Source organism: Vibrio sp. La 4.2.2 (assembly GCF_027586995.1).
In the GTDB taxonomy this organism is placed as follows: domain Bacteria; phylum Pseudomonadota; class Gammaproteobacteria; order Enterobacterales; family Vibrionaceae; genus Vibrio; species Vibrio mediterranei.
Genome location: NZ_JAPPTJ010000006.1, coordinates 75,580 through 97,833 on the forward strand (window position 1 = coordinate 75,580; position 22,254 = coordinate 97,833).

Annotated in this window: 20 protein-coding genes; 11 read left to right on the top strand and 9 right to left on the bottom strand. The window is 42.9% G+C overall.

From position 1 onward, the window contains the following. Positions 1–71: 71 nt before the first annotated feature. Positions 72–1,499 carry a glutamate--tRNA ligase gene (gene gltX / locus OH456_RS14965; RefSeq protein ID WP_038225397.1) on the bottom strand — a complete coding sequence of 476 codons (1,428 nt, stop codon included), beginning with the start codon at positions 1,497–1,499 and terminating at the stop codon, positions 72–74. A gap of 163 nt (positions 1,500–1,662) precedes the next feature. Here gltX and OH456_RS14970 point away from each other — a divergent pair, with 163 nt between their 5' ends. Beyond that, positions 1,663–4,407: a heavy metal translocating P-type ATPase gene (locus OH456_RS14970; RefSeq protein ID WP_270033755.1), complete on the top strand. Its 2,745-nt coding sequence runs from the start codon at positions 1,663–1,665 to the stop codon at positions 4,405–4,407. A 57-nt stretch (positions 4,408–4,464) separates the two neighbouring features. Beyond that, positions 4,465–4,914 (top strand): DUF411 domain-containing protein, encoded by a 450-nt coding sequence (locus OH456_RS14975; protein ID WP_006075234.1) that lies wholly within the window; start codon positions 4,465–4,467, stop codon positions 4,912–4,914. A gap of 55 nt (positions 4,915–4,969) precedes the next feature. Here OH456_RS14975 and OH456_RS14980 read toward each other — a convergent pair whose 3' ends face one another. From OH456_RS14980 to OH456_RS14990, 3 genes are all read right to left on the bottom strand, one after another. Continuing rightward, positions 4,970–5,716, bottom strand: coding sequence for a porin (locus OH456_RS14980; RefSeq protein WP_270033756.1), 747 nt, complete (start codon positions 5,714–5,716; stop codon positions 4,970–4,972). Positions 5,717–6,036: 320 nt separating this feature from the next. Then, complete coding sequence (locus OH456_RS14985; protein WP_270033757.1) at positions 6,037–6,390, bottom strand: DUF2799 domain-containing protein; 354 nt, start codon at positions 6,388–6,390, stop codon at positions 6,037–6,039. Positions 6,391–6,612: 222 nt separating this feature from the next. Further along, entirely contained in the window at positions 6,613–7,323 is a 711-nt protein-coding gene (locus OH456_RS14990; RefSeq protein WP_062457002.1) for an oligogalacturonate-specific porin KdgM family protein, read from the bottom strand. A gap of 550 nt (positions 7,324–7,873) precedes the next feature. Here OH456_RS14990 and OH456_RS14995 point away from each other — a divergent pair. Next, a complete protein-coding gene (locus OH456_RS14995; RefSeq protein ID WP_270033758.1) occupies positions 7,874–8,731 on the top strand; it encodes a TraB/GumN family protein in 858 nt (285 codons plus the stop codon). Between the two features lie 400 nt (positions 8,732–9,131). Continuing rightward, a complete protein-coding gene (locus OH456_RS15000; protein ID WP_006075229.1) occupies positions 9,132–9,305 on the top strand; it encodes a hypothetical protein in 174 nt (57 codons plus the stop codon). Positions 9,306–9,337: 32 nt separating this feature from the next. On the opposite strand, the gene cueR is transcribed toward OH456_RS15000, so the two are convergent. Further along, positions 9,338–9,748, bottom strand: a complete 411-nt coding sequence (gene cueR / locus OH456_RS15005; RefSeq protein WP_006075228.1) for a Cu(I)-responsive transcriptional regulator — start codon at positions 9,746–9,748, stop codon at positions 9,338–9,340. 175 nt (positions 9,749–9,923) lie between these two features. On the opposite strand from cueR, the gene OH456_RS15010 reads away from it, so the two are divergent. Then, positions 9,924–10,553 carry a YccT family protein gene (locus OH456_RS15010; protein WP_270033759.1) on the top strand — a complete coding sequence of 210 codons (630 nt, stop codon included), beginning with the start codon at positions 9,924–9,926 and terminating at the stop codon, positions 10,551–10,553. Between the two features lie 199 nt (positions 10,554–10,752). On the opposite strand, the gene OH456_RS15015 is transcribed toward OH456_RS15010, so the two are convergent. The 3 genes from OH456_RS15015 to zipA all read right to left on the bottom strand — a co-directional run bounded on the left by OH456_RS15015 (position 10,753) and on the right by zipA (position 15,428). Beyond that, positions 10,753–11,877 (bottom strand): porin, encoded by a 1,125-nt coding sequence (locus tag OH456_RS15015; RefSeq protein WP_006075226.1) that lies wholly within the window; start codon positions 11,875–11,877, stop codon positions 10,753–10,755. A gap of 481 nt (positions 11,878–12,358) precedes the next feature. Beyond that, entirely contained in the window at positions 12,359–14,362 is a 2,004-nt protein-coding gene (gene ligA, locus OH456_RS15020; protein WP_270033760.1) for an NAD-dependent DNA ligase LigA, read from the bottom strand. A gap of 67 nt (positions 14,363–14,429) precedes the next feature. After that, positions 14,430–15,428, bottom strand: a complete 999-nt coding sequence (gene zipA / locus OH456_RS15025) for a cell division protein ZipA (RefSeq protein WP_270033761.1) — start codon at positions 15,426–15,428, stop codon at positions 14,430–14,432. A gap of 182 nt (positions 15,429–15,610) precedes the next feature. Between zipA and cysZ the strand changes: the two genes are divergently transcribed. Further along, on the top strand, positions 15,611–16,348 hold the full coding sequence (gene cysZ, locus OH456_RS15030) for a sulfate transporter CysZ (protein ID WP_031495762.1): 738 nt from the start codon (positions 15,611–15,613) through the stop codon (positions 16,346–16,348). Between the two features lie 71 nt (positions 16,349–16,419). Here the strand turns inward: cysZ and OH456_RS15035 are convergent, their stop codons facing one another. After that, on the bottom strand, positions 16,420–16,890 hold the full coding sequence (locus OH456_RS15035) for a zinc ribbon-containing protein (protein ID WP_006075222.1): 471 nt from the start codon (positions 16,888–16,890) through the stop codon (positions 16,420–16,422). 183 nt (positions 16,891–17,073) lie between these two features. Here OH456_RS15035 and leuS point away from each other — a divergent pair, with 183 nt between their 5' ends. The 5 genes from leuS to rlmH all read left to right on the top strand — a co-directional run bounded on the left by leuS (position 17,074) and on the right by rlmH (position 22,250). After that, positions 17,074–19,647 (top strand): leucine--tRNA ligase, encoded by a 2,574-nt coding sequence (leuS, locus tag OH456_RS15040; RefSeq protein WP_270033762.1) that lies wholly within the window; start codon positions 17,074–17,076, stop codon positions 19,645–19,647. Positions 19,648–19,782: 135 nt separating this feature from the next. Beyond that, positions 19,783–20,349, top strand: coding sequence for an LPS-assembly lipoprotein LptE (locus tag OH456_RS15045; protein WP_268665921.1), 567 nt, complete (start codon positions 19,783–19,785; stop codon positions 20,347–20,349). A gap of 19 nt (positions 20,350–20,368) precedes the next feature. Then, positions 20,369–21,388 (top strand): DNA polymerase III subunit delta, encoded by a 1,020-nt coding sequence (gene holA / locus OH456_RS15050; protein ID WP_270033765.1) that lies wholly within the window; start codon positions 20,369–20,371, stop codon positions 21,386–21,388. A gap of 69 nt (positions 21,389–21,457) precedes the next feature. Then, the gene (gene rsfS, locus OH456_RS15055; protein WP_006075611.1) at positions 21,458–21,775 is read left to right on the top strand and encodes a ribosome silencing factor; all 318 of its coding nucleotides are present in this window, start codon (positions 21,458–21,460) and stop codon (positions 21,773–21,775) included. Positions 21,776–21,779: 4 nt separating this feature from the next. Further along, a complete protein-coding gene (gene rlmH, locus OH456_RS15060; RefSeq protein WP_006075610.1) occupies positions 21,780–22,250 on the top strand; it encodes a 23S rRNA (pseudouridine(1915)-N(3))-methyltransferase RlmH in 471 nt (156 codons plus the stop codon). Positions 22,251–22,254 lie beyond the last annotated feature (4 nt).

A 22,254-nucleotide genomic window follows, 5' to 3' on the forward strand; every position in this document is an offset into this window, starting at 1 on the left:
GCTTTTTTTTTTTATGAAAAAAAGGCCGCAATATTTATTGCGGCCTTTTCAATATCATAGATTAGGAGTAATTAAGCGTTCGCTTCACGCTCAGCAATAAATGCTAAAGCCATCTTAATGCGAGCAATAACACGCTCTTTGCCAACCAGTTCCATAACTGCATCAACCGATGGAGATTGACCACCGCCTGTTACTGCTACGCGAAGTGGCATACCGATTTTACCCATACCAATTTCTAATTCTTCACAGACCGCGGCAATGACTTGCTCTTTAATATTTACTGTTGTCCACTCTTCCAACGCTTCTACTTTCGCTAGCGCAGCTTCTAAAGGCGCTTTAGCTACACCGCGTAGATGTTTCTTCGCAGCACCAGCTTCGAACTCAGAGAAATCTTCGTAGAAGTAACGGATTTGCTGTGCAAGTTCAACCAATGTATTGCAACGCTCACCAACTAGCTTAATGACTTCTGTGATAGCAGGACCATTCTCTGTGTTTAGCTTTTGCTCATCAAGGTGCCATTGTAGATACTTTGCCACATACTCTGGCTCAGATGTCTTGATGTAATGGTTGTTCAACCAGTTTAGTTTGTCAGTATTGAACGCAGATGCTGATTTTGAAATAGCATTCAAAGAGAACAGTTCGATCATCTCTTCTTGTGAGAAGATTTCTTGGTCACCATGAGACCAACCTAGACGCACCAAGTAGTTGTTCAAAGCATTCGGAAGGTAGCCTTCATCACGATACTGCATCACAGAAACCGCGCCGTGACGCTTAGACAGTTTCGCACCATCATCACCAAGAATCATTGCACAGTGTGCAAATGTAGGTACTGGAGCACCTAGAGCTTCATAGATGTTGATTTGACGAGGCGTGTTGTTGATGTGATCTTCACCACGAACAACATGTGTAATACCCATATCCCAATCATCAACCACTACCACAAAGTTATATGTTGGCGCGCCATCGGTACGACGAATAATCAGGTCGTCCATTTGGCTGTTTGAGATTTCAATGCGACCACGGATTTGGTCATCAAACACCACGCTACCCTCTTTCGGATTGCGGAAGCGAATAACACACGGGTCACCTTCTTTTGCTGCTGCGTTCGCTGCAACAATTTTAGGGTGGTTCGCATCATAGCGAGGAATTTCTTTGTTCGCTTCTTGCTCTGCACGAATCTCTTCTAGCAACTCTTTCGGCGCATAACATTTATATGCTTTGTCTTCCGCAAGTAGCTTATCAACCATTTCATTGTATCGATCAAAACGCTTAGATTGGTAATAAGGACCCTCGTCCCATTCCAAACCCATCCACTGCATGCCTTCCAAGATCGCATCCACTGCTTGTTGCGAGTTACGCTCTAGATCGGTGTCTTCGATACGAAGAACGAATTCGCCGCCTTGGTTTTTAGCAAATAGCCAAGAATACAGTGCAGTACGTGCACCACCGACATGAAGATAGCCTGTAGGGCTAGGAGCAAAACGTGTTTTAACCGTCATCGAATGTACCTTGTTGTCAACGTCGCACGATGCGCTTCATCGTGCGTTGCAAATTTGGGCGCTATTTTATCACCTTAAGCTAAATCTACAATCAATAGCTTGACCTTACCCTTGCGGTAAGGTTTATCGTTAGTCACAGTTCAATATTTCTTCGAGGTGTTTTATGAATCAATATACGCTAAATCTATCAGGGCTCTCCTGCATGGGGTGCGTGAATAAGCTGCAAAAAGCACTCGATGCCTCCCCGCTATCGATGGATATCAAAACACTCACCACTGAACAACTTATCGTGGAGAGTTCCTCGGATGTCCAAGACATTATTTCCATAGTCCAATCCCTTAACTACCATGCTATTCCCGTATGGCACTTTGCACTTTCAGGCCTGAACTGCGGAAAATGTGTAGCGAAATTGCGCACTCAACTTGAATCATTGGAAGATTGCGAAATTCTCTCATTGAGTAAATCAGAGTTGACCATTGCAACATTAGACAATCCGCTAACTATTATCGATAGCGTAGAAGCTGTCGGATATCAAGCAAAGCAAGAGGCTAATTCTACCAACGGCAATGACCTTGATACGTCTACGCAAAGCGAAAGTATTGAGCCTATTTCTCCTGATATCTCGTTGCTAAACGAGTCAAATGACGAACTGCTGTTAACACAAGAAGGCTACAGACTTCATTACCTGATTCATGGAATGACTTGTGCAAGCTGTGTGAGCTCGGTAGAGAAAGCACTAGCCAGTGTTGATGGCGTCGAGAACGCTCGCGTTAACCTTGCTGAACAAAGTGCTTTGGTAGTAGCTTCCAAAGATGTAGAAAGCATCAATGACGCTTTGCTCGCTGCGGTTTCGAGTGCTGGTTATCAAGGGGAGCTAGTTCAAGACTTAGCCACAAGCCAAAGTCAGCAACAGCAAGCACTTTTAGACCATCAAGCGACTCAAAAAAAACACACTATTGTTGCCTTAGCCATTGGTGCTCCGCTCATGCTTTGGGGAGTATTAGGTGGCAATATGATGATCCGCAACCCTCTAGACCAAATGACCTGGGGGCTAATTGGTGTCATCTGTTTATGGCTACTCGCTACTGCCGGGCGCGACTTCTATGTAAATGCTTATAAAGCGCTAACACACAAACGAGCAACGATGGATACCCTCGTCGCGTTAGGCACGGGCGCAGCATGGTTTTACTCTATGTTAGTGGTGGTTAAGCCTAGTTGGTTCCCACATCAATCTAGACATGTTTATTTTGAGGCAAGCGCGATGATTGTGGGATTAATATCTCTCGGGCACTACATCGAAGCCAAAGCAAAGTCTAAAACCAATCAGTCGCTTCAAGCGCTAATGAACCTTCAACCACAATATGCGACTGCCATTATTGATGGTCAAGATCAGCCTATGGCAGTGTCCGATATTCGTCTCGGGATGCTGCTTAGAATAAAGCCAGGTGAAAAAGTTCCTGTTGATGGACTAGTACTTGAAGGACACAGCTATATTGATGAATCCATGTTGACGGGTGAACCTGTGGCCGCAGCAAAAGATATTAATGACACGGTGTCTGCAGGCACATTAAACACCGATGGTAGCTTGGTTATCAAAGCAACAGGTGTGGGCGCAGATACTATGTTGTCGCGTATAATTAACCTAGTAAGGGAAGCGCAAAGCAGTAAACCTGCCATTGCCAAATTAGCAGACTCTATCTCAGCAGTATTTGTTCCCGTCGTTGTGGTTATCGCTTTGTTAGCCGCGGCAGTTTGGTTCTTTGTCGGACCAGAGCCTAGAGCCAGTTATATGCTTGTTGTGACGACAACAGTACTTATCATCGCCTGCCCATGCGCATTAGGTTTGGCAACACCGCTGTCTATTACTGTAGGTATAGGCAAAGCAGCCCAAGCAGGAGTATTAATTAAAGATGCCGACGCCTTACAAAAGCTAAGTAAAGTAAAAGTCGTCGTATTCGATAAAACCGGCACACTGACCATGGGTCAACCAACCGTACAGCGAGTATTTACATCGAACCTATCAGCACATGAGCTGGCAGAACATGAGCTGGCCAAATTGGTATTGCCATTAGAAAAACGTTCGGAACATCCTCTAGCGAAAGCGGTCACTCGATATTGGTCTGCCACTGACACAAGTGAGCCCCAACAATTTGAGAATCTTAAGGGCAAAGGGGTTAAAGGGATAGTTGACGATAAGCAAATAACCATTGCATCGCTCAATCACGTACAAAGTTTGAACATTGATACAACGCCGATTCAAAGTGGCCTCGATGAAGCAGCAAATATGGCTGCGACACCAGTGGTCGTAGTTATCGATAATTCAGCCGTAGCTGTTATTGCAATCGCCGATGAGCTTAAACCAGAAGCGGCTTCTGCAGTGGCATCATTGAAACAGCAAGGCATTCATACTGTGATGCTAACGGGTGACAACCGACATGTTGCTAACGTAATCGCTAAGAAGCTTGGTATCGACGAGGTGGTTTCTGAAGTATTACCAGATGAGAAATCCGCTCATGTAGAGTCACTCAAGGCTAAGTTTGGGCCTGTCGCTATGGTTGGTGATGGCATCAATGACGCACCTGCTTTAGCACTTGCTGATGTCGGTATTGCCATGGGCTCAGGGAGTGACGTGGCCATCGAAAGTGCGCCAATGACATTGCTTAATAGTAACCCTGCGACTGTGGCATACGCTATTTCACTGTCTAAGGCGACAGTGAAGAACATAAAACAAAACCTATTTGGTGCATTTATCTATAACTCGTTAGGGATCCCTATTGCAGCAGGGATTCTTTACCCGATTTTTGGTTTTCTGCTCAGCCCTGTTTTTGCTGGAGCAGCTATGGCACTGTCCTCTATTACCGTTGTCAGCAACGCAAATAGACTCAGAAACTTTCAATATAAAGGCTAATCGAGTTGGTTAACCGATAACGATATAGCCAATAATTACTTTTTAAAAGGATTCAATATGTCAAAGCAAACACGTCTATTCAAACTAGCAACACTGTCGTTTGCGATGGTAACAGGTTCAGCGTTTGCCACGGATATGCTCACGTATAAATCACCTTACTGTGGCTGCTGTAAAGAATGGGTGAAGCATATGGAAGATGCTGGATTTAACGTTACGGTTGAAGAGCATAAGAATATGAACCCAATAAAAGAAAAACTAGGTATAAAGCCCGAACTCGCATCGTGTCATACGGCGGTTATCGGTGACTATGTCTTCGAAGGCCATATTCCAGCCGATGACATCAAGGCTTTCCTAGAGAACCCACCTAAGAACGCTAAGGGACTCGCTGTTCCAGGCATGCCCGTTGGTTCTCCAGGTATGGAATATGGCGACAAGAAAGACCCTTATCATGTCTATGCTTACAATGAGAAAGGTCAAGTCTACAGTTTCCGTGCTTACAATATGTAACGTGAAGCACTGATACTAGATAAACGCCACAGCAATCGCTGTGGCGTTTATCTGGCTAAAAGTTATAAATCCCACCTATAAGAAATGCACTATTCGCTACACCATAGCCATAACGTGATACTTTGACATCCCCTTGACTCTTGTACTCAAAATACGGCTGAAAAGCGTATTTCGTTAACGTCAACCTAAACTCATGGTCCATGGTGCTGTCCGTGTATGGGTAGTATGGCCCATAAGCTCCTATGGCATGGTACACATTGTTATAGTGGATTTTCACTGGGTGCGTTTGGAACGTATAGGCAATCTTGTTATCAAATCGATAATCTGTATCCGGCTTATACCCCCAACGGTCATGTTGTGCATAAACTTCGATTCGAGTGCGATGACTCAAAGAGAGACCTTGCTCAAAGTCATAGCCGATTTTAAAGAGTGGACGGTACTGCATGGTTTCACCCACTTGCATTAGGTGTTCATATCCAGCCCCTAGCCAGAAGTTGTCCGACATTTGAAAACGCTGCTCTACCCCTAGCGTCACCAAAGGAGCTCTCACGCGGTGTCCATAGTACATGTTATGGTGGTGATGGTGACCATCACTGTGAGGCGTTGCACCAATCGCAATATCTTCTATTTTGAACTTAATCGTTGTATCCGTATCAAAAGTATGGCCTGCCGCCATCTTAGCTGTGGTTTTGGAATCATAGAGATAACTGCTATTGAACTGGATGTTACCTTCAATATATGACGATGCAGCAAATGCGCTGCTCGAGCTAAATGCGAGTGCCAAGAATGAAATTTTACGCAAGACGTTAGTCCTAACTTAGTCAGAAAAAAACGCATCTTCACGCTCGATTTACCTTGTGGCAAATTCTAACAAAGTCATGACTCTGCAAGACACAAATTGTCAAAAAATCAGATAAATACTGGAAATTCAATCAACTAGCTTAACCCTAACTTCGCTATGTAAATAAACCGTCCGAAAGACATATTTTCTGGACAGAAAAACGACAAAGGACGACCAATAGTCGACCTCAGTAAGGATAAGTAAAAGTTGCTCAGTAAACCGCAAATTTATTAAAACAAACTAAACGTTCAGATTTATATCAGCGTACCGCCTCAGTTACTCTATAAGCGACCAAGACTTTGATTTGAACGTCCATCGTTATACTTCATTCGGAATCGCCAATCGAGGTCGTCACAAATCCCCAGGTAGCTTTTCCCCATAATCCCTAACTTGTAGGCATCTTGCGCGCAGTATTCAGTTCGGCCTTTTTCATACCCTTCAGAGTAAGCCGTTTCTAAAGCCGCATCATTGACACTTAATTCTTCAGGTGTTTTTTTCATGTAGCCTTTTTTTGACTGCTCATAACCAAATGTCTGCCATGAATCACTCGTCCCATCTGTTGTAAAAGCTGTCTGTGTACAACCACTCATAAATACAACTGTGATTAAGCTAGATACAAGAAATTTAATGTTCATCTCATCATCCTTTTAAGTCATTACTGAAAACAAGAAGTTTAGTACGCCATGACTTGAGTATTCGTTCAGTGTCGTTCACGTATTTTATCGTGTCACTCTTAAGATAAGGAACAGATAAAAAGAAATTGCGAGGCACCTCTATTCTAAATCCGAACTTAGAACAGAAAAAAGGCTCCTGACGGAGCCCTAAATATGGAAATATGAACAATCTTGGGGGATAGATTAGAAGCCGTATGAAGCACCGAACACAACAGCATTGTTTACTGCACTGCTTCCGTCAGCATTCTTTAGGCCGTGAGCTTGGCTACGGAACTCAAAGTATGGTTGTACGCCATCACGAGTCCAAGTTGCACGAAGCTCGTGATCCATCGTATTAACTTTATCATCGCCATTCGCATCTTTGTCGCCAGCCACTACGTATACGTTGTTATAAGAAAGAGCAATAGGCTGATCAGCAAATTGATAAGCAATTTTGTTGTCCAAACGAACATCTGTATCTGACTTGCGTGCTTGGCCATCTAGTTGATTATTAATGTGCATACGAGTACGGTTGCTCAAAGAAAGACCGTTATCGAAGTTATAACCGATCTTGATAAGTGGGCGATATTGAATTGTTTCACCGCCTTGAATCAAGTGATGGTAACCTGCCGCAAACCAAAGGTGGTCAGTTGCGTTAAAGACCTGTTCAACACCCAAAGTAGTCGCTGGTAGTGGACTAGCACCATCTTGTACTTTACCCAGTGGAATAGCATCAAACTCAACTAACAGCGTAGTGTTAGAGTCAAATGTGTGGCCGGCTTCTAGCGTAGACGTTGCTTTAGAACCTTGAAGGTACGTATCGTGAAATTGAACGTTACCAGTTACGTAAGAAGAGCCTGCGAAAGCGCTAGTTGATGCAACTGCAAGAGCGGTAAGAGCGAGAACTTTTTTCATTATAACACCTATATATGCTTTAGTTTTGAGCAGCTTATGTTGCTGCCTTGATATGCTGCCGTCTGGCTTGAGCACACTATAACTAGATTTAATTCGCGCTAACAAATAATTACCCCACCAAAGTGATCAAAATCACAACAGGAAAATGACAAAAAACATAAATACATAAAAAACAGCAACTTAAAAAAGTTATATAAAATACCGTAAATTCACAAAGAAAAATTACCTATGATGAAAGTCACAAAAACCATACTCATATCGCCATATTGATGACAAAAATGTCGTAAAAACCACATCCCGTCCAAAATAACTCTTATAAAATCGTGATATCAAACGTACTTTTAGGTTTAAAACAGCATTTAATTCGCATTAAAAAAGTAGTTTTATCGAGGAAAAACAACCTAGAGCAGTAACTCTCTACTTCAACCTTGGCATTTGAGGATCGAACTTGTGTTAGTCTGAACACTCAACCGTAGTTCAGAAAGTGGTGAATAGATTGCTTAGATATATTTCGAGTTATATAAAGAGAGCTCACTTGGGGCCTTCATTCATGAAGCTTCTGTTGTTGATCTCATTTTTTTCTCATGCAGAACCGTTGTTATGGCAAGCAGACAAAGGTGAACAGCGCCTCTATCTCATGGGGACAATTCACGTTGGGGATACCAAACTCGATCCATTTTCTAGAAAAGTGACAGAAGCTTTAGATAGCTCTGATAGCCTGGTTGTCGAAACACACCTAAATGAAAAAGTTCGTTTCCCGCAAGAACCACAACCCAGTACTAAGCAAATGTTAGACGAAGAACACTTAGCTACATTAGTTAAAATCTTAAAACAGACTTCCCTAGCTCCAACTAAAATATTGAACTTACCACCTTGGCAAGCAGCCTTAACCTTACAACAATTACAATTCCAATCTCTTAACTATCAACCTCAGTTCGGCATTGATATGCAGTTTGTTCAGTGGGCAAACACTCATCAATTACCAATAAAGGGATTAGAGAGTTTACAATTTCAAATCGATTTACTCGCAAATCAGCCTGATGACGGATTAGATATGTTGAAACAAACAATCCAAGAGTGGCCAAATAGTGAAGCAAGCATCCAATGTTTAGTCGAGTCTTGGCGTATGGGGGATAAAAAGAACCTTGAAGAAGTGTTACAAGCAGAGGCCTATAACGATGACTTCTATCATTCATTCATTTACGAGCGGAACGAAAAGTGGGTAGAGATATTAAGCCAATCACAAGAATACAAAGCAGGAACCCATTTTGTGGCTGTGGGCGCTCTGCACCTTGTTGGAAAACACAGTGTTGTTGAACAGCTAGGAGAGCAAGGTTATGCCATAAACCTACTTTCCACACCAAACAAGGCAAATTGCTCGATCTCTGATTCCAGTCAAGACAACTGACTGTTATCGAAATTCGTTCATTTTACCGGCTAGTTAGAACAAAACATCGAAAACGAGCTCTTTTTGAGCTGGGAGCACGTCACCGCAAATCAGATTTCCTTAGATTCCTTAATTACCAACTAGTTAACCATCATTGCCATAGATTGTTCTAGAAACTAAGTAAGTTAATTTAAGTAGTTGAGCGGCATTTCCCCATACTACATGATAAAACTATAGATTATTTTTACCATCTAAATCATATAGTTATTAATTTCACACAATTAATAAGTTCCACTTTTTTGGAATTAAAAATTTTTTAATTCTTACTCTTTTTTTTGATCTTTATTCTGTCTTGTTCATACTTAGGATTATCTCGAAGTGTGAGATGCCTCTAAATATTGAATAATTGAAAGGGATCGTTATGAAAATTTTCTCAGCACTAATCTTCGGCATCATGCTGACGCTTGCTCCAATCACCCATGCCTCAAACAGTTCTGCATTAGGTCCATATGTCGACTGCCAACTAAGCGATGGCTCTCAAACGTATACTCCGATTGAGCGTTGCGAACGTTTAGGTGGCCAAAAACGCTTTTGATATATCAAGCCCTTGGCTGCATAGTACGAACATCAGTTTTGGACTTTTGTATTGCAGCCTTGCATCAAATCATCAACGATTGGACATGCCGAATTAGTGTCTCCCGGGCACTGAGAAAGCCAGACTTCCAATTGCTGTTCAATAGCTTGCAACTCTGAAATCTTGCGTTTAACTTCCGCAAGTTTTTCGCTGGTTCGACGTTTAACTTCGGCACTCGTCCTGTCCGTTTTGAAGGCTAACGACACCATATCGCGACACTCATCAAGCGTAAAACCGACTCGTTTGGCCTTAGCAACAACACTTAGTTCATCAACATGCTTGGCCGAATAAATGCGATAGCCATTATCGCTTCTCAACGGTGACGAGATGATTTTCTTTTCTTCATACAGTCGGATTGATTTCGTTGTTAGACCGGTCTTTTTAGCAACTTCACTGATGTTCATATCGAACTCCACTTAGGCAAACCTACACAATTATTCAAATGATAAGTGACTCGCAAATTTCTGTACAGACGCTTTCTGCTTTCATAACAACGCTATTATTCGCGATGTAAAAAAACTAAGATGAAACAGACCCTACAAGAGAATTGCCATATTGGCAAAGTACTAAGGAGTGGTAATGAAATTAACAAAAACACTACTTGCGAGTCTAATTTTGGCACCGTCACTAGCTTACTCGTCAGTGACCATTGACGTGCCGTCTGGCATCCAACTGCTCACTGTTAATGGTAAAGACGCTGGCTACTCAAACTTTGGTTTCGATAGTAACGACAATATCGTTCTCGATAACGGTGTAAACCAACTGGTTTTTAGAATTTCTAAAATAGTTATGGAAACGGGCTCAGACAAAACCAAATTTAAATCTCAACCTTTAGTTGCAACATTTGATGCAAAAGATAAGGATATCTCTATATCCGTGCCTAACATTAAGACACTGCAACAAGGTGTAGAGTTCAATAGTAAACCTACCTTTGAACTTGTTAGCGATTCAAAGCCCCTCGTTGGCGTGAAGAAAGATCAGTTAGGTTTAACGTTTAGTCTAACTGCGGATATGGCACAAGAAGTAAAAGACTACAATCAAACCAACGCTGTTGCTAGCTTGTCACACTACTCACAATCCAATATAGAAACCGCAGACATCCAACTTGATGGTGACGTGTACCAATCTTTAAAACGCTCTTTCAAAAGTGCCTCATACGAAGAAAGAAAGAAGTTTCTTACTTGGGCAATCAGCAACCTCGAAGAGTAATTTAACCGACTGTGCTCGCACTCGCGGGCACATTTTCATTTTATCGCGAGATCTCCTTTTCTTAACTCAACTTTATTTAACGTCCATCTTCTATATTTTCGTTAAAACAACTATTTATTAATCTCACTGTGAATTACACAATAAAAAAACGGCCCCTATTTCTAGGAGCCGAAGGTATAAGGCAGTATCAGATTGTATTTTAGAAGTAGTATTCTACGCCTAGACCCCAGCCGAATTCAGCAGAAGATTCGTCTTTAGAAATCATATAAGGACGTACATAGGTAATCGCTGAGTCATCCAAGAAATATAGTGCCTGTGCTGAAACGATGTAATCTGCATAGCCATCTGCATCGGTACTATCAATTTTAGGATCTAGATTCGCAGCATAATTAAGCTTGAACTGCCAATTCTCAACACCACTGAATACAGCTCCTAACGAGTAGCTATTCTGAGAAATTTTCGAACCATACTGTAGAAGATCATTATCATCTTTGTCTTTCAACTCTTTATAGTCTGCTTCTTCGTATTTCCATGCACCATTAAAGGCAAATGTGTCAAAGTTCAGCTCAAAACCTAACAATCCAGCTTGCGTATCTGAACGACCATTAACTGTATCTTTATCACCAATGATTGGAGCACCAGGGTTTTGCTTCAAGAAGTTCTGGTAAGCTGAGTTGAGAGTATCAAACTTACGATCCTTACCGTACTCGTAGCCACCGTGTAGAGTAAGCATTCCAACAGTATAGTGCGCCCCTAAGCCATAGAAGTTTGAGTCAGCACTTGCTTCATCACCACGACCAGCTGCTAGGTTGAATGTAAACCCTCCTAAGTTAGCAGAGTCATAACGAACCATATTAGATTGACGATCATAGCGTGCGCCACCTAGTACATCGCCACCCCAGTCAAAAATAGCACCAGCACGTTGACCTGAGTATGGCCAGTCGATGATTTCATAGAGTGGTGTCAACATACGACCAATACGTACGCGACCAGCTTCCTCGAACTCAAAACCACCGTAGGTATCACGAACACCTAGACCACTACCCGCACCGTCATCACCAACGTTACCACCTTCCAATTGCCATATAAACTTAGGACCACGTGCTAGTTCATGTGAACCGCGTAAACCAAAGCGAGATTCATTTTCTAGTTTCAGTGGAGCATCACCGCCACCAATTTTATCTTCACCATATTGCCATACAGACAATGCAACTTGACCATAAAGATCAACTGTATCTGTTGCCGGTTTCGCTTGTACTGCACCCGCCATTGTTAAAGACGCCACTGCTGCACCGATAAGAGTGCGTTTAAACATTTTTTCCATGGAATAACTCCTAAAAATGGATATAGCTGTTTTTTATATTTCACTCTTAAGTTGGCCGCCGAAGGGTGAAATATTTCCTTATTTATTTAACCAAAATAGACTGGTTAATTTTCCTGTCTACACCTTGTGTATCCATATTCACAAGACTAACTTCGCAGAGAAAATTATCAATTTCAAAATCAATTAAGCTAAAAAAAATAGGACGCACTACAAACTTTTACCATGGTTATTGATGAAGATCTTATTTTTCAAACACAGCTATAATGAAATGCTTTACATCCTTTGTTTTCAAGAAGTTAAAACACCATCAACATTGCCATTCGTGATATGGATCGCATGGATTTTTTATTTAATTTAATTAAATAAAAAAACGCTATTTACACGATTGTTTTTTATTTATGACGTAGTAGAACCATCATTATTTGAACTCACTCGCAAAAAAAGAGCCCCATATTAGGAGCTCTTTTTTCTATTCCTTAAATCAGCCGATTAATTCTATTAGGTCGTCCTCAGTTCTAATCTCAATATTGAGCTCTTGTGCTTTTGCCAATTTAGAACCTGCATTTTCTCCTGCAAATAAAATATCGGTTTTCTTAGAAACACTTCCCGTTACTTTCGCCCCTAGCGCCTGAAGCGCTGCCTTGGCATCATTGCGGTTTAGCTGTGACAAAGACCCTGTTAAAACCACCGTCTTGCCCGCAAGTGGTTGAGGTGTATCTTCCGCTGGTGCTTCTACTGCCGCCCAATGAATACCTGCTGCAATCAATGCCTCAATTACTTTTTGATTAGATTCAGCAGCAAAGAAGAACCGAATATGCTTAGCAACAATCTCACCGACATCAGGAACTTCAATCAACTGATCATGAGTCGCGTTCATCACATTTTCTAAAGTTTCAAAATGCGTTGATAGATTCGCAGCGGTGGCTTCACCAACTTCACGAATCCCCAGTGAGTACAGGAATCTCGCTAGTGTGGTTTCTTTTGACACATTTAGGGCATTGACGACATTCTGTGCGGACTTCGGCCCCATACGCTCTAAAATAGTGAGTTGCCCCGCAGATAACTTGAACAAATCTGCTGGTGTCTCGACCATTTCTTTGTCTACAAGCTGCTCTATTACTTTCTCCCCAAGACCATCAACGTCTAAAGCCTTACGAGAAACAAAGTGTTTTAGCGCTTCTTTACGCTGTGCTTGGCAAACCAAGCCACCGGTACAACGGGCTACAGCTTCTCCTTCAATCCGTTCAATCAGAGATGCACATACCGGACACTCAGAAGGAAAAACGATTTCTTTCGCATCCGCAGGTCGACGCTCTGGCACATAAGAAACAATTTGAGGAATAACATCCCCTGCACGGCGAATAATAACACTATCACCAACCTTCACACCTAAACGCTCAATTTCATCGGCATTATGCAAGGTAGCATTGCTCACCGTCACGCCACCAACAAACACTGGCTCTAGCTTCGCAACAGGGGTAATAGCTCCGGTACGTCCAACCTGAAACTCGACAGAGTTCAGTACGGTAATTTCTTCTTGAGCGGGGAATTTGTAGGCAATCGCCCAGCGAGGAGCTCGAGCCACAAAACCCAACCGCTCTTGCAGGGCAATGTCGTCAACTTTAATGACGACGCCATCTATTTCATATTCAAGCTCATCACGTTTTTCCTGGATCGCTTTGTGGTAAGCTTTAACTTCTTCAATACTGTTAACGCGTTTGGTTTCAGGCCCCATTGGAAAGCCTAAAGATTTGAGTTTTAGAAAACGATCAAAATGACTTGCTGGTAACTCAGTACCTTCAACAATGCCCAGACTATAGGCATAGAAGCTTAGAGGACGAGTTGCGGTGATGCGAGAGTCTAATTGACGTAAACTACCTGCTGCCGCATTTCTTGGGTTTACAAACACTTTCTCGCCTTTTCTTTCGGCAAGCTCGTTAAGTTTTGCAAACCCAGCTTTAGGCATAAATACTTCACCGCGTACTTCAATGCGCGCTGGAATGTCGTCGCCTTGCAGCTTCAGTGGAATTGCACTAATAGTTCGAACATTCTCTGTGATGTTCTCCCCCGTGGTTCCATCACCTCGGGTTGCAGCTTGAACAAGTACACCACTTTCATAAAGTAAACTCACTGCTAATCCATCGAGTTTTACTTCGCAACAATAAGCGCCAATATCGGTTCGATTTACGCGATCACAAATGCGCTTATTAAAACTATCTAAATCTTCATCTGAGAAAGCATTATCCAAAGACAGCATCGGTATTTCATGTTTCACTTGGGTAAAACTGTCAAGTGGTAACCCTCCGACTCGTTGACTTGGCGAATCTACAGTTACCCAATCAGGATGCTCAGCTTCAATAGCGAGCAATTCTTGCATTAGCCTGTCGTACTCGACATCCGGAATCTCTGGGCTGTCTTCTACATAGTACTTCACGCCATGATAGTGAAGTTGCTCTTTCAGTTCATTTAATCGTTGTTGCGACATGGTATACCTTGGTAGTACGGATAAAAAAGGCTCCCGAGGAGCCTTTTCTCTAACATAAGTGGAACGATTACGCGCTTACTTTCGCTGCGTTAAAGTCTTGAATTTGTTTACGGTAGGCATCGAGTCTCGTCGGTGTCATTAAGTTACGCTTGTCGTCAAGAACGTTGCCCCCAAGATCATCAGCAATTTGCTGCGCTGTTCTTAGCATCAACTTGAAGTTCTGCTCGGCTTCGCCAAAACAAGGTAGAGTCATAAAGAACGAGATACCTTTGGTAGTAAAAGTGGCTGGATCATTATGTTGAAGCGTACCTGGCTGCATCATATTTGCCACACTAAACAGTACTTTTCCTGTGCCTGATAAATCGGCATGACGGTGGAAGATATCCATTTCACCGTAAATAAGACCATTCTGACGCATGCTATCAAACAGCTGAGTACCAACAAAATCTTCAGAACCAGCACAATGCACGTTCATCACAATCACCTGCATTTCGGGCTCTTCAGGTTCACTTTCAGCCTGTATAGGTGCACTCGATTCCTTTGCCGACGTTAGGGTTGATGCCTCAATAGGCTGAGGTTTTGTTTCCAATTCCTCGTCAGTATCATCGAATTTGTTTAGATCTAGCTGAGGTTCAAGTTTTTCAAACTCTTCGGGTTCGACATCGGTTTTGGCCGAAAATGATGGTAGCTCTTCTTCAACCATTTCTTCTGATAATGCAGAGACCGGAGGCTTTTCGAATTGTTCTTCTAAAGGTTGATGATGAATCTGCTCGTCATGCTCAAAGCTCTGTTCAGAGTGACTAGCGACATCGTCTAAGGGATCATAATTAGTCTGTTGTTGGTTCAAACCAAAGTCAGGTTCATTACGCGTTTTTCTTATAATTTCGAAATCGTCTTCTGGCGCAACGTATTCGTCTTCTTGCTCAGCGTTGTCATCCAACTTTCCTAACGGCCTATCACCGAACTTCTTCTGTCCTTCTTTTTTGCTAGACCATAGGCCATGGAACAGCAGCGCCGCGATAGCTAGGGCACCGACAATAATGAGTACGAATCGCAATTCCTGCATTGTTTGCTCTCAACGTTAAAAAATAGTCCTTAATGAGGTGAATACACCTCAGCTCACTCTACTTTACCAAAACTCTATAGACTATTAGAACACCTTAGTATAAGAAGTTTGTGATTTCCTTAAGTCTTTTTTGATATAGTCGCTAAGAAACAACAGTAGCAAAAGGTAAAAGGAAACATATTTTGAACAAAGCCAAAACCGGATTCGGTTACTTTCATCAAGGTTTTCAAATCGCCTTTACACCGGGTATCCGTCGTTATGTACTGCTACCATTACTTGCCAATATTTTGTTAGTTGGTTCAGCAATGTACTACCTTTTCTCCAACCTCAACGCGTGGATTGAAGGCTGGCTGGGCTATTTGCCTGAATTTCTCTCTTGGCTGAGTTATGTGCTTTGGCCGCTACTCGCCATCACTATATTGGCGACCTTTTCTTACTTCTTTAGCACATTAGCTAACTTTATCGCCGCTCCATTCAATGGCCTTTTAGCAGAGAAAGTGGAAGAAATGCTAACCGGTCAAAAAGTTTCAGAAGACGGGATCATGAGCGTTGTCAAAGACGTTCCAAGAATTATGGCTCGGGAATGGCGCAAGTTATTGTATACCTTGCCTAAAGCTATCGGCTTATTCTTACTGCTACTTATCCCTGCGCTTGGTCAGACGATAGGACCTTTTCTTTGGTTCATTTTTACCGCTTGGATGTTAGCAATTCAATACTGTGATTATCCATTTGATAACCACAAGGTACCATTTAACGACATGCGAATGTCTATGAAGCAAAAACAAGGAAAAGCCTACAGCTTCGGTATGCTTGTCTCGGTATTTACAACAATCCCAATACTTAACCTGTTTATCGTTCCAGTATCAGTATGTGGCGCAACAGCGATGTGGGTACAAGAATTCAAACAGCAATATAAGTAAGTGTTTCTCACTATCTAGCAGTATCCAAAGAGACTGTAGGCAAGCCATACAGTCTCTAGAACAGCTAGCTTCTATGGTTTTAGGGGCTGTCGACTAAATGTACTATGACCACATTTTGGACAATCAGAAATGGTTGTTGGGTGGTTGTATTCTGTCTTATGCCCACACTGCTCACACACCAAAATACCTAACCCTATCATTTCTCCTGAGGAATAAACGCCCTGATGCTCAAGATCTTGGAACAGCTCGACCCACTCGACTTTTGTTCTATCTGTGATATCCAGCAGACCTTGCCATATTGAATTAGCAATCATGAGATAAAAGGGCCCGCTTTTACTCTCTTCGTAGTTTTCGGCAAATTCCTTTAGATCAGACTTCACGTACGCAGAAATTAACGCCATTTCGTCCTTAGTCATATCGTTGGCGGCCTCAACCACTTGTCCTGATTTTTCAAGCACGTGCTGTAACTCTTCAGGACTGTGTTTTAGGTTGTCAACCACATCTTCAATCATTTCTTCATAACTGGCTTTACGCTTAGGCATACATCCCCCTATTTTCACCAAAGTAGCAGAACACTATGTGATTACCGTTAACGTGCATAACCTCTTCTCCCACGAAGGGTATATTGACTATTGTTGACCGGGCTTCCTTTAGGTATTCTATGACGATCTAATAGTTTCTGTGGTAACAGAACTCACAAATTCCAAGATAACCGGAAATCATCGATGCAAGAACAATATAACCCGCAAGATATTGAACGTAACGTTCAACAGCACTGGGACAACAATAAGACCTTTGTTGTAAGTGAAGACCCAAATAAAGAAAAATTCTACTGTCTGTCTATGTTCCCTTATCCAAGTGGACGACTGCACATGGGTCACGTGCGTAACTACACCATCGGTGATGTGGTATCTCGTTTCCAACGCCTACAAGGTAAAAACGTAATGCAACCAATTGGTTGGGACGCATTTGGCCTACCTGCTGAAAACGCAGCAGTAAAAAACAACACAGCGCCAGCACCATGGACTTATGAGAATATTGAGTACATGAAAAACCAACTTAAGTTGCTTGGTTTTGGCTACGACTGGAACCGTGAGTTTGCTACGTGCACGCCAGAGTACTACCGTTGGGAGCAAGAGTTCTTCACTAAGCTTTATGAAAAAGGCTTAGTATACAAAAAAACCTCTTCTGTTAACTGGTGTCCAAATGACTTAACTGTTCTAGCAAACGAACAGGTTGAAGATGGCTGTTGCTGGCGTTGTGATACTCCAGTTGAACAAAAAGAAATCCCACAGTGGTTTATTAAAATCACAGAATACGCCCAAGAGCTTCTTGATGATTTAGACAACTTAGAAGGTTGGCCTGAAATGGTTAAAACCATGCAGCGCAACTGGATTGGTCGCTCTGAAGGTGTTGAACTGAAGTTTGAAGTACAAGATCATCAAGACCTTGAAGTATATACGACGCGTCCAGATACTCTTATGGGTGTTACATACGTAGGTATCGCTGCAGGCCACCCTCTTGCTGCTGTTGCGGCTGAAAACAACCCTGAGTTAGCTGCATTTATCGATGAGTGTAAAAACAACAAGGTTGCAGAAGCTGAACTAGCAACAATGGAGAAAAAAGGTATGGCAACTGGCCTTACTGCCATTCATCCATTGAATGGTCGTGAAGTGCCAGTATTCGTTGCTAACTTCGTCTTGATGGATTACGGAACAGGTGCAGTTATGGCGGTTCCCGGTCATGACCAACGTGACTTTGAGTTTGCTACTAAATACAACCTAGATATTCTTCCTGTAATCAAACCGGTTGACGGCAGCGAGCTTGATATTTCAGAAGCGGCTTACACTGAGAAAGGCATACTATTTAACTCTGGTGAGTTCGATGGACTTGAGTTCCAGGCTGCGTTCGATGCTATCTCTGCTAAGTTAGAAGCAGAAGGCAAAGGTCACAAAACCGTAAACTTCCGTCTACGTGACTGGGGTGTTTCTCGTCAACGCTATTGGGGTGCTCCAATTCCAATGGTAACGACTGAAGATGGTGAAGTTCACCCGGTTCCAGCAGAGCAACTTCCTGTAATCCTTCCGGAAGATGTTGTTATGGATGGCGTAACTAGCCCAATCAAAGCTGATAAAGAGTGGGCAAAAACGACCTTCAACGGTGAGCCAGCACTACGTGAAACAGACACCTTCGACACCTTTATGGAGTCTTCTTGGTATTATGCACGTTACTGCTCTCCGCAAGCTGATGATATTTTAGATCCAGAAAAAGCGAACTATTGGCTACCTGTAGACCAATATATCGGTGGTATCGAGCACGCATGTATGCACTTGCTGTACTCTCGCTTCTTCCATAAGTTGCTTCGTGATGCTGGCTATGTAACTTCCGACGAACCATTTAAGAAACTCCTATGCCAAGGTATGGTGCTTGCTGATGCTTTCTACCACACCAACGAAAAAGGCACCAAAGAGTGGATCGCTCCTACAGATGTAAAAGTTGAGCGTGACGGTAAAGGTCGTATTACGTCAGCAACAGACAAACAAGGTCGTGACGTAGAGCACTCAGGCATGATCAAAATGTCTAAGTCGAAGAATAACGGTATTGACCCGCAAGAGATGGTAGACAAATACGGTGCTGATACTGTACGTCTATTCATGATGTTCGCCTCACCTGCGGATATGACATTAGAGTGGCAAGAGTCTGGTGTGGAAGGTGCAAACCGCTTCCTTAAACGTGTTTGGAAGTTGGTAAAAGAGCATACAGAAAATGGTACAGCGGAAAGCGTTGACGTTTCGGCTCTATCATCTGACCAAAAAGCACTGCGCCGTGATGTTCATAAGACCATTGCAAAAGTAACCGATGATGTTGACCGTCGCCAAACATTCAATACAGCGATTGCAGCCATCATGGAGCTAATGAACAAACTTGCTAAGGCACCTCAAGACACAGCACAAGACCGTGCGATTCTTGATGAAGCACTACAAGCGGTCGTTGCCATGCTTTACCCTATCACTCCGCATATCTGTTTCGAGATGTGGACGGCACTGGGTAATGCAGACATCGACAATGCTGTGTGGCCAACATTTGATGAAAAAGCCCTCGTTGAAGATGAGAAACTTATCGTTGTTCAAGTTAACGGCAAGCTACGGGCTAAGCTGACCGTTGCTGCGGATGCAACTAAAGAACAAGTAGAAGAACTTGGTCTTAACGACGAGAACGTGACGAAATTCACTGATGGAAAAACCATCCGTAAAGTGATTTACGTACCGGGTAAACTACTGAATATTGTAGCTAATTAATTTAGTTGTCTTTATGATACCAAGAGTCGCGAAGAATACTTCGCGGCTCTTTTATCAGCCACACATAAAAGTCTTATTTAAGTTCACTGCCTAATGAAACTTACATAAGCCTTTTTAACAGAGTCTGCGAGCACTATGCGCCTACTAAAAAATAACACTGCAAGAGTCAGCTTAGTCCTTTTCTTATCTACTTTGTTGACCGCTTGCGGTTTTCACTTGCGTGGAGAGTACAACGTTCCCGAAGATATCAAAGAAATCTCAGTCACTAGCTTTGACCCATATGGAAAAATCACCCGACTGGTTAAAGAACAACTAAGATTAAGTAAAATAGAAATCGTCGACCCACAGCCTAACATCCCTAACCTCCATATTACCGGAGAGTCTATCAGCGACCGCACGCTGTCTTTGTATCAAAATACAAGAGCAGCAGAAAAAGAAATTACTTACATAGTACGCTATCGTGTCACTGTTCCCGAACTTGGCTCTAAGAGTTTTTCAGCTCAGATAACGCGCAGCTACCTCGATAACCCACTTTCAGCTCTGGCAAAGTCAGAAGAGCGCTCTTTGATTGAAGACGAGATGAGAAACTTTTCAGCTCAACAAATGATGCGCCAAATGGCACGTCTTAAAACCGATATTGAACAGTACGAAGCACAACAAGAAACCGTAGAGTCAGACGCTACCTCGTCTCCTCAATCCTAGTGACGCAGAGTAGAACGACGTGAGAGTATTTGCTGACCGCCTTGCAGAAACACTGAACCGTCAGTGGCATGGCTGCTACCTTGTTTTTGGTAATGAACCATTATTTGTACAAGAAAGTCGAGACTTGATCATTCGTCATGCTCGACAGTTAGGATTTGAAGAACATCATAGGTTCTCCGTGGACAGTTCATTGGACTGGAATGATGTCTATGACTGCACACAAGCCCTTAGCTTGTTTTCATCTAAGCAAATTATAGAGTTATCCATCCCTGAGTCAGGTATTAACGCAGCTATCGCCAAACAGCTGTTAGAAATATCGTCACACTTGCATGAAGACATTGTTGTTATCATCACTGGAACCAAGCTGACGCGAGCTCAAGAATCAGCAAAATGGTTCAAGGCTCTAAATGGCTGCTTGGTGAGCTGCGCCGCCCCTGATGTCAAACACCTCCCTCAATGGGTAATGAGGCGATGCAATGCCTCAGGACTTAAGCCTGACGGTGAAGCGATACAGCTCCTATGTCAGTGGCATGAGGGAAACCTGTTTGCTCTTTCTCAAAGCTTAGAGAAGCTGTCATTGCTCTATCCTGATGGCCAACTCAATCTGCTCCGTGTTCAAGAGTCCCTGAGCCGCCATAACCATTTTACAGTGTTCCACTGGATAAATGCGATCTTAGAGGGTAAACCAAAGCGAGCAAATCGAATTCTCTTACAACTTGAAGCAGAAGGAGTAGAAGCCGTTATTTTGTTGCGTTCGATTCAAAAAGAGCTACAACAGCTCATCAAAATGCAACAGATGTTGACTCAATCTTCGCTTAACCAAGTCTTTGATAGCTTCAGAGTGTGGCAAAATAAAAAACCACTCTATAGCGCTGCTCTGCAGCGCCTTACCGCAATACGACTTAAACAAGCCATGCAACTACTCGCTTCAATCGAGGTCCAAGTAAAGACCCAATACGAGTTGAGCCCGTGGCCCTTTCTACACCAGCTAACGCTCAACCTGAGTGCTACTGACAGCAGCCTGTCTTTACATCCATAATTTCGTGGTATAATTACGGGTCAATTGAGCCTGAGGCTCAACTTAATTAAGAACAACGAGGAAAAACTTTTGCAACGCGAAGAATTGAAACTATTTCTAGCCGACAAAGCCGACGATATGAAAGCACAAGACATCGTAACGATTGATGTTGAAGGGAAGTCTAGCGTGACTGATTTTATGATTGTCTGTACGGGTACGTCAAAAAGACATGTAATTTCAATTGCCGATCATGTTGCTTCTGAAGTGAAGAAAGCGGGTATGGAACCTCTCGGCGTTGACGGTGAACAAGAAGGTGAATGGGTAGTTCTCGATATGGGATCAACCATGCTGCATGTCATGCAGGAACAGCACCGTGATCTTTACCAATTAGAAAAGCTTTGGAGCTAATACATTGAAACTCCAACTCATCGCAGTCGGTACTAAAATGCCGAAGTGGGTCGAAGAAGGCTTTCAAGAATACAAGCGTCGCTTCCCTCATGATATGCCACTTGAACTGGTGGAAATTGTCGCGGGGAAGCGAGGCAAAAATGCTGATATTGCACGTATCTTACAAAAAGAGGGCGAAGCGATGTTAGCAGCGGTTCCTAAAGGAAACCGTATTGTGACATTAGATATTCCAGGTAAGAAATGGGATACCCCTCAACTGGCTGAGCAACTCGAGAGCTGGAAGCTAGATGGGCGCGACGTCTCTATTTTGATTGGTGGTCCAGAAGGTCTTGCACCAGCTTGTAAAGCCGCTGCCGATCAAAGCTGGTCACTTTCAGCGCTAACGCTACCCCACCCTCTGGTGAGAATTGTCATGGCGGAAAGCCTCTATCGCGCTTGGTCAATTACTGCAAACCATCCTTACCATAGAGAGTAAGCCA

What these genes read in the sequence shown, in the direction of transcription:
- gltX (WP_038225397.1), bottom strand. Translation starts at nt 1,499, where the DNA reads ATGACGGTTAAAACACGTTTTGCTCCTAGCCCTACAGGCTATCTTCAT.
- OH456_RS14970 (WP_270033755.1), top strand. Translation starts at nt 1,663, where the DNA reads ATGAATCAATATACGCTAAATCTATCAGGGCTCTCCTGCATGGGGTGC.
- OH456_RS14975 (WP_006075234.1), top strand. Translation starts at nt 4,465, where the DNA reads ATGTCAAAGCAAACACGTCTATTCAAACTAGCAACACTGTCGTTTGCG.
- OH456_RS14985 (WP_270033757.1), bottom strand. Translation starts at nt 6,390, where the DNA reads ATGAACATTAAATTTCTTGTATCTAGCTTAATCACAGTTGTATTTATG.
- OH456_RS14990 (WP_062457002.1), bottom strand. Translation starts at nt 7,323, where the DNA reads ATGAAAAAAGTTCTCGCTCTTACCGCTCTTGCAGTTGCATCAACTAGC.
- OH456_RS14995 (WP_270033758.1), top strand. Translation starts at nt 7,874, where the DNA reads ATGAAGCTTCTGTTGTTGATCTCATTTTTTTCTCATGCAGAACCGTTG.
- OH456_RS15000 (WP_006075229.1), top strand. Translation starts at nt 9,132, where the DNA reads ATGAAAATTTTCTCAGCACTAATCTTCGGCATCATGCTGACGCTTGCT.
- cueR (WP_006075228.1), bottom strand. Translation starts at nt 9,748, where the DNA reads ATGAACATCAGTGAAGTTGCTAAAAAGACCGGTCTAACAACGAAATCA.
- OH456_RS15010 (WP_270033759.1), top strand. Translation starts at nt 9,924, where the DNA reads ATGAAATTAACAAAAACACTACTTGCGAGTCTAATTTTGGCACCGTCA.
- OH456_RS15015 (WP_006075226.1), bottom strand. Translation starts at nt 11,877, where the DNA reads ATGGAAAAAATGTTTAAACGCACTCTTATCGGTGCAGCAGTGGCGTCT.
- ligA (WP_270033760.1), bottom strand. Translation starts at nt 14,362, where the DNA reads ATGTCGCAACAACGATTAAATGAACTGAAAGAGCAACTTCACTATCAT.
- zipA (WP_270033761.1), bottom strand. Translation starts at nt 15,428, where the DNA reads ATGCAGGAATTGCGATTCGTACTCATTATTGTCGGTGCCCTAGCTATC.
- OH456_RS15035 (WP_006075222.1), bottom strand. Translation starts at nt 16,890, where the DNA reads ATGCCTAAGCGTAAAGCCAGTTATGAAGAAATGATTGAAGATGTGGTT.
- leuS (WP_270033762.1), top strand. Translation starts at nt 17,074, where the DNA reads ATGCAAGAACAATATAACCCGCAAGATATTGAACGTAACGTTCAACAG.
- OH456_RS15045 (WP_268665921.1), top strand. Translation starts at nt 19,783, where the DNA reads ATGCGCCTACTAAAAAATAACACTGCAAGAGTCAGCTTAGTCCTTTTC.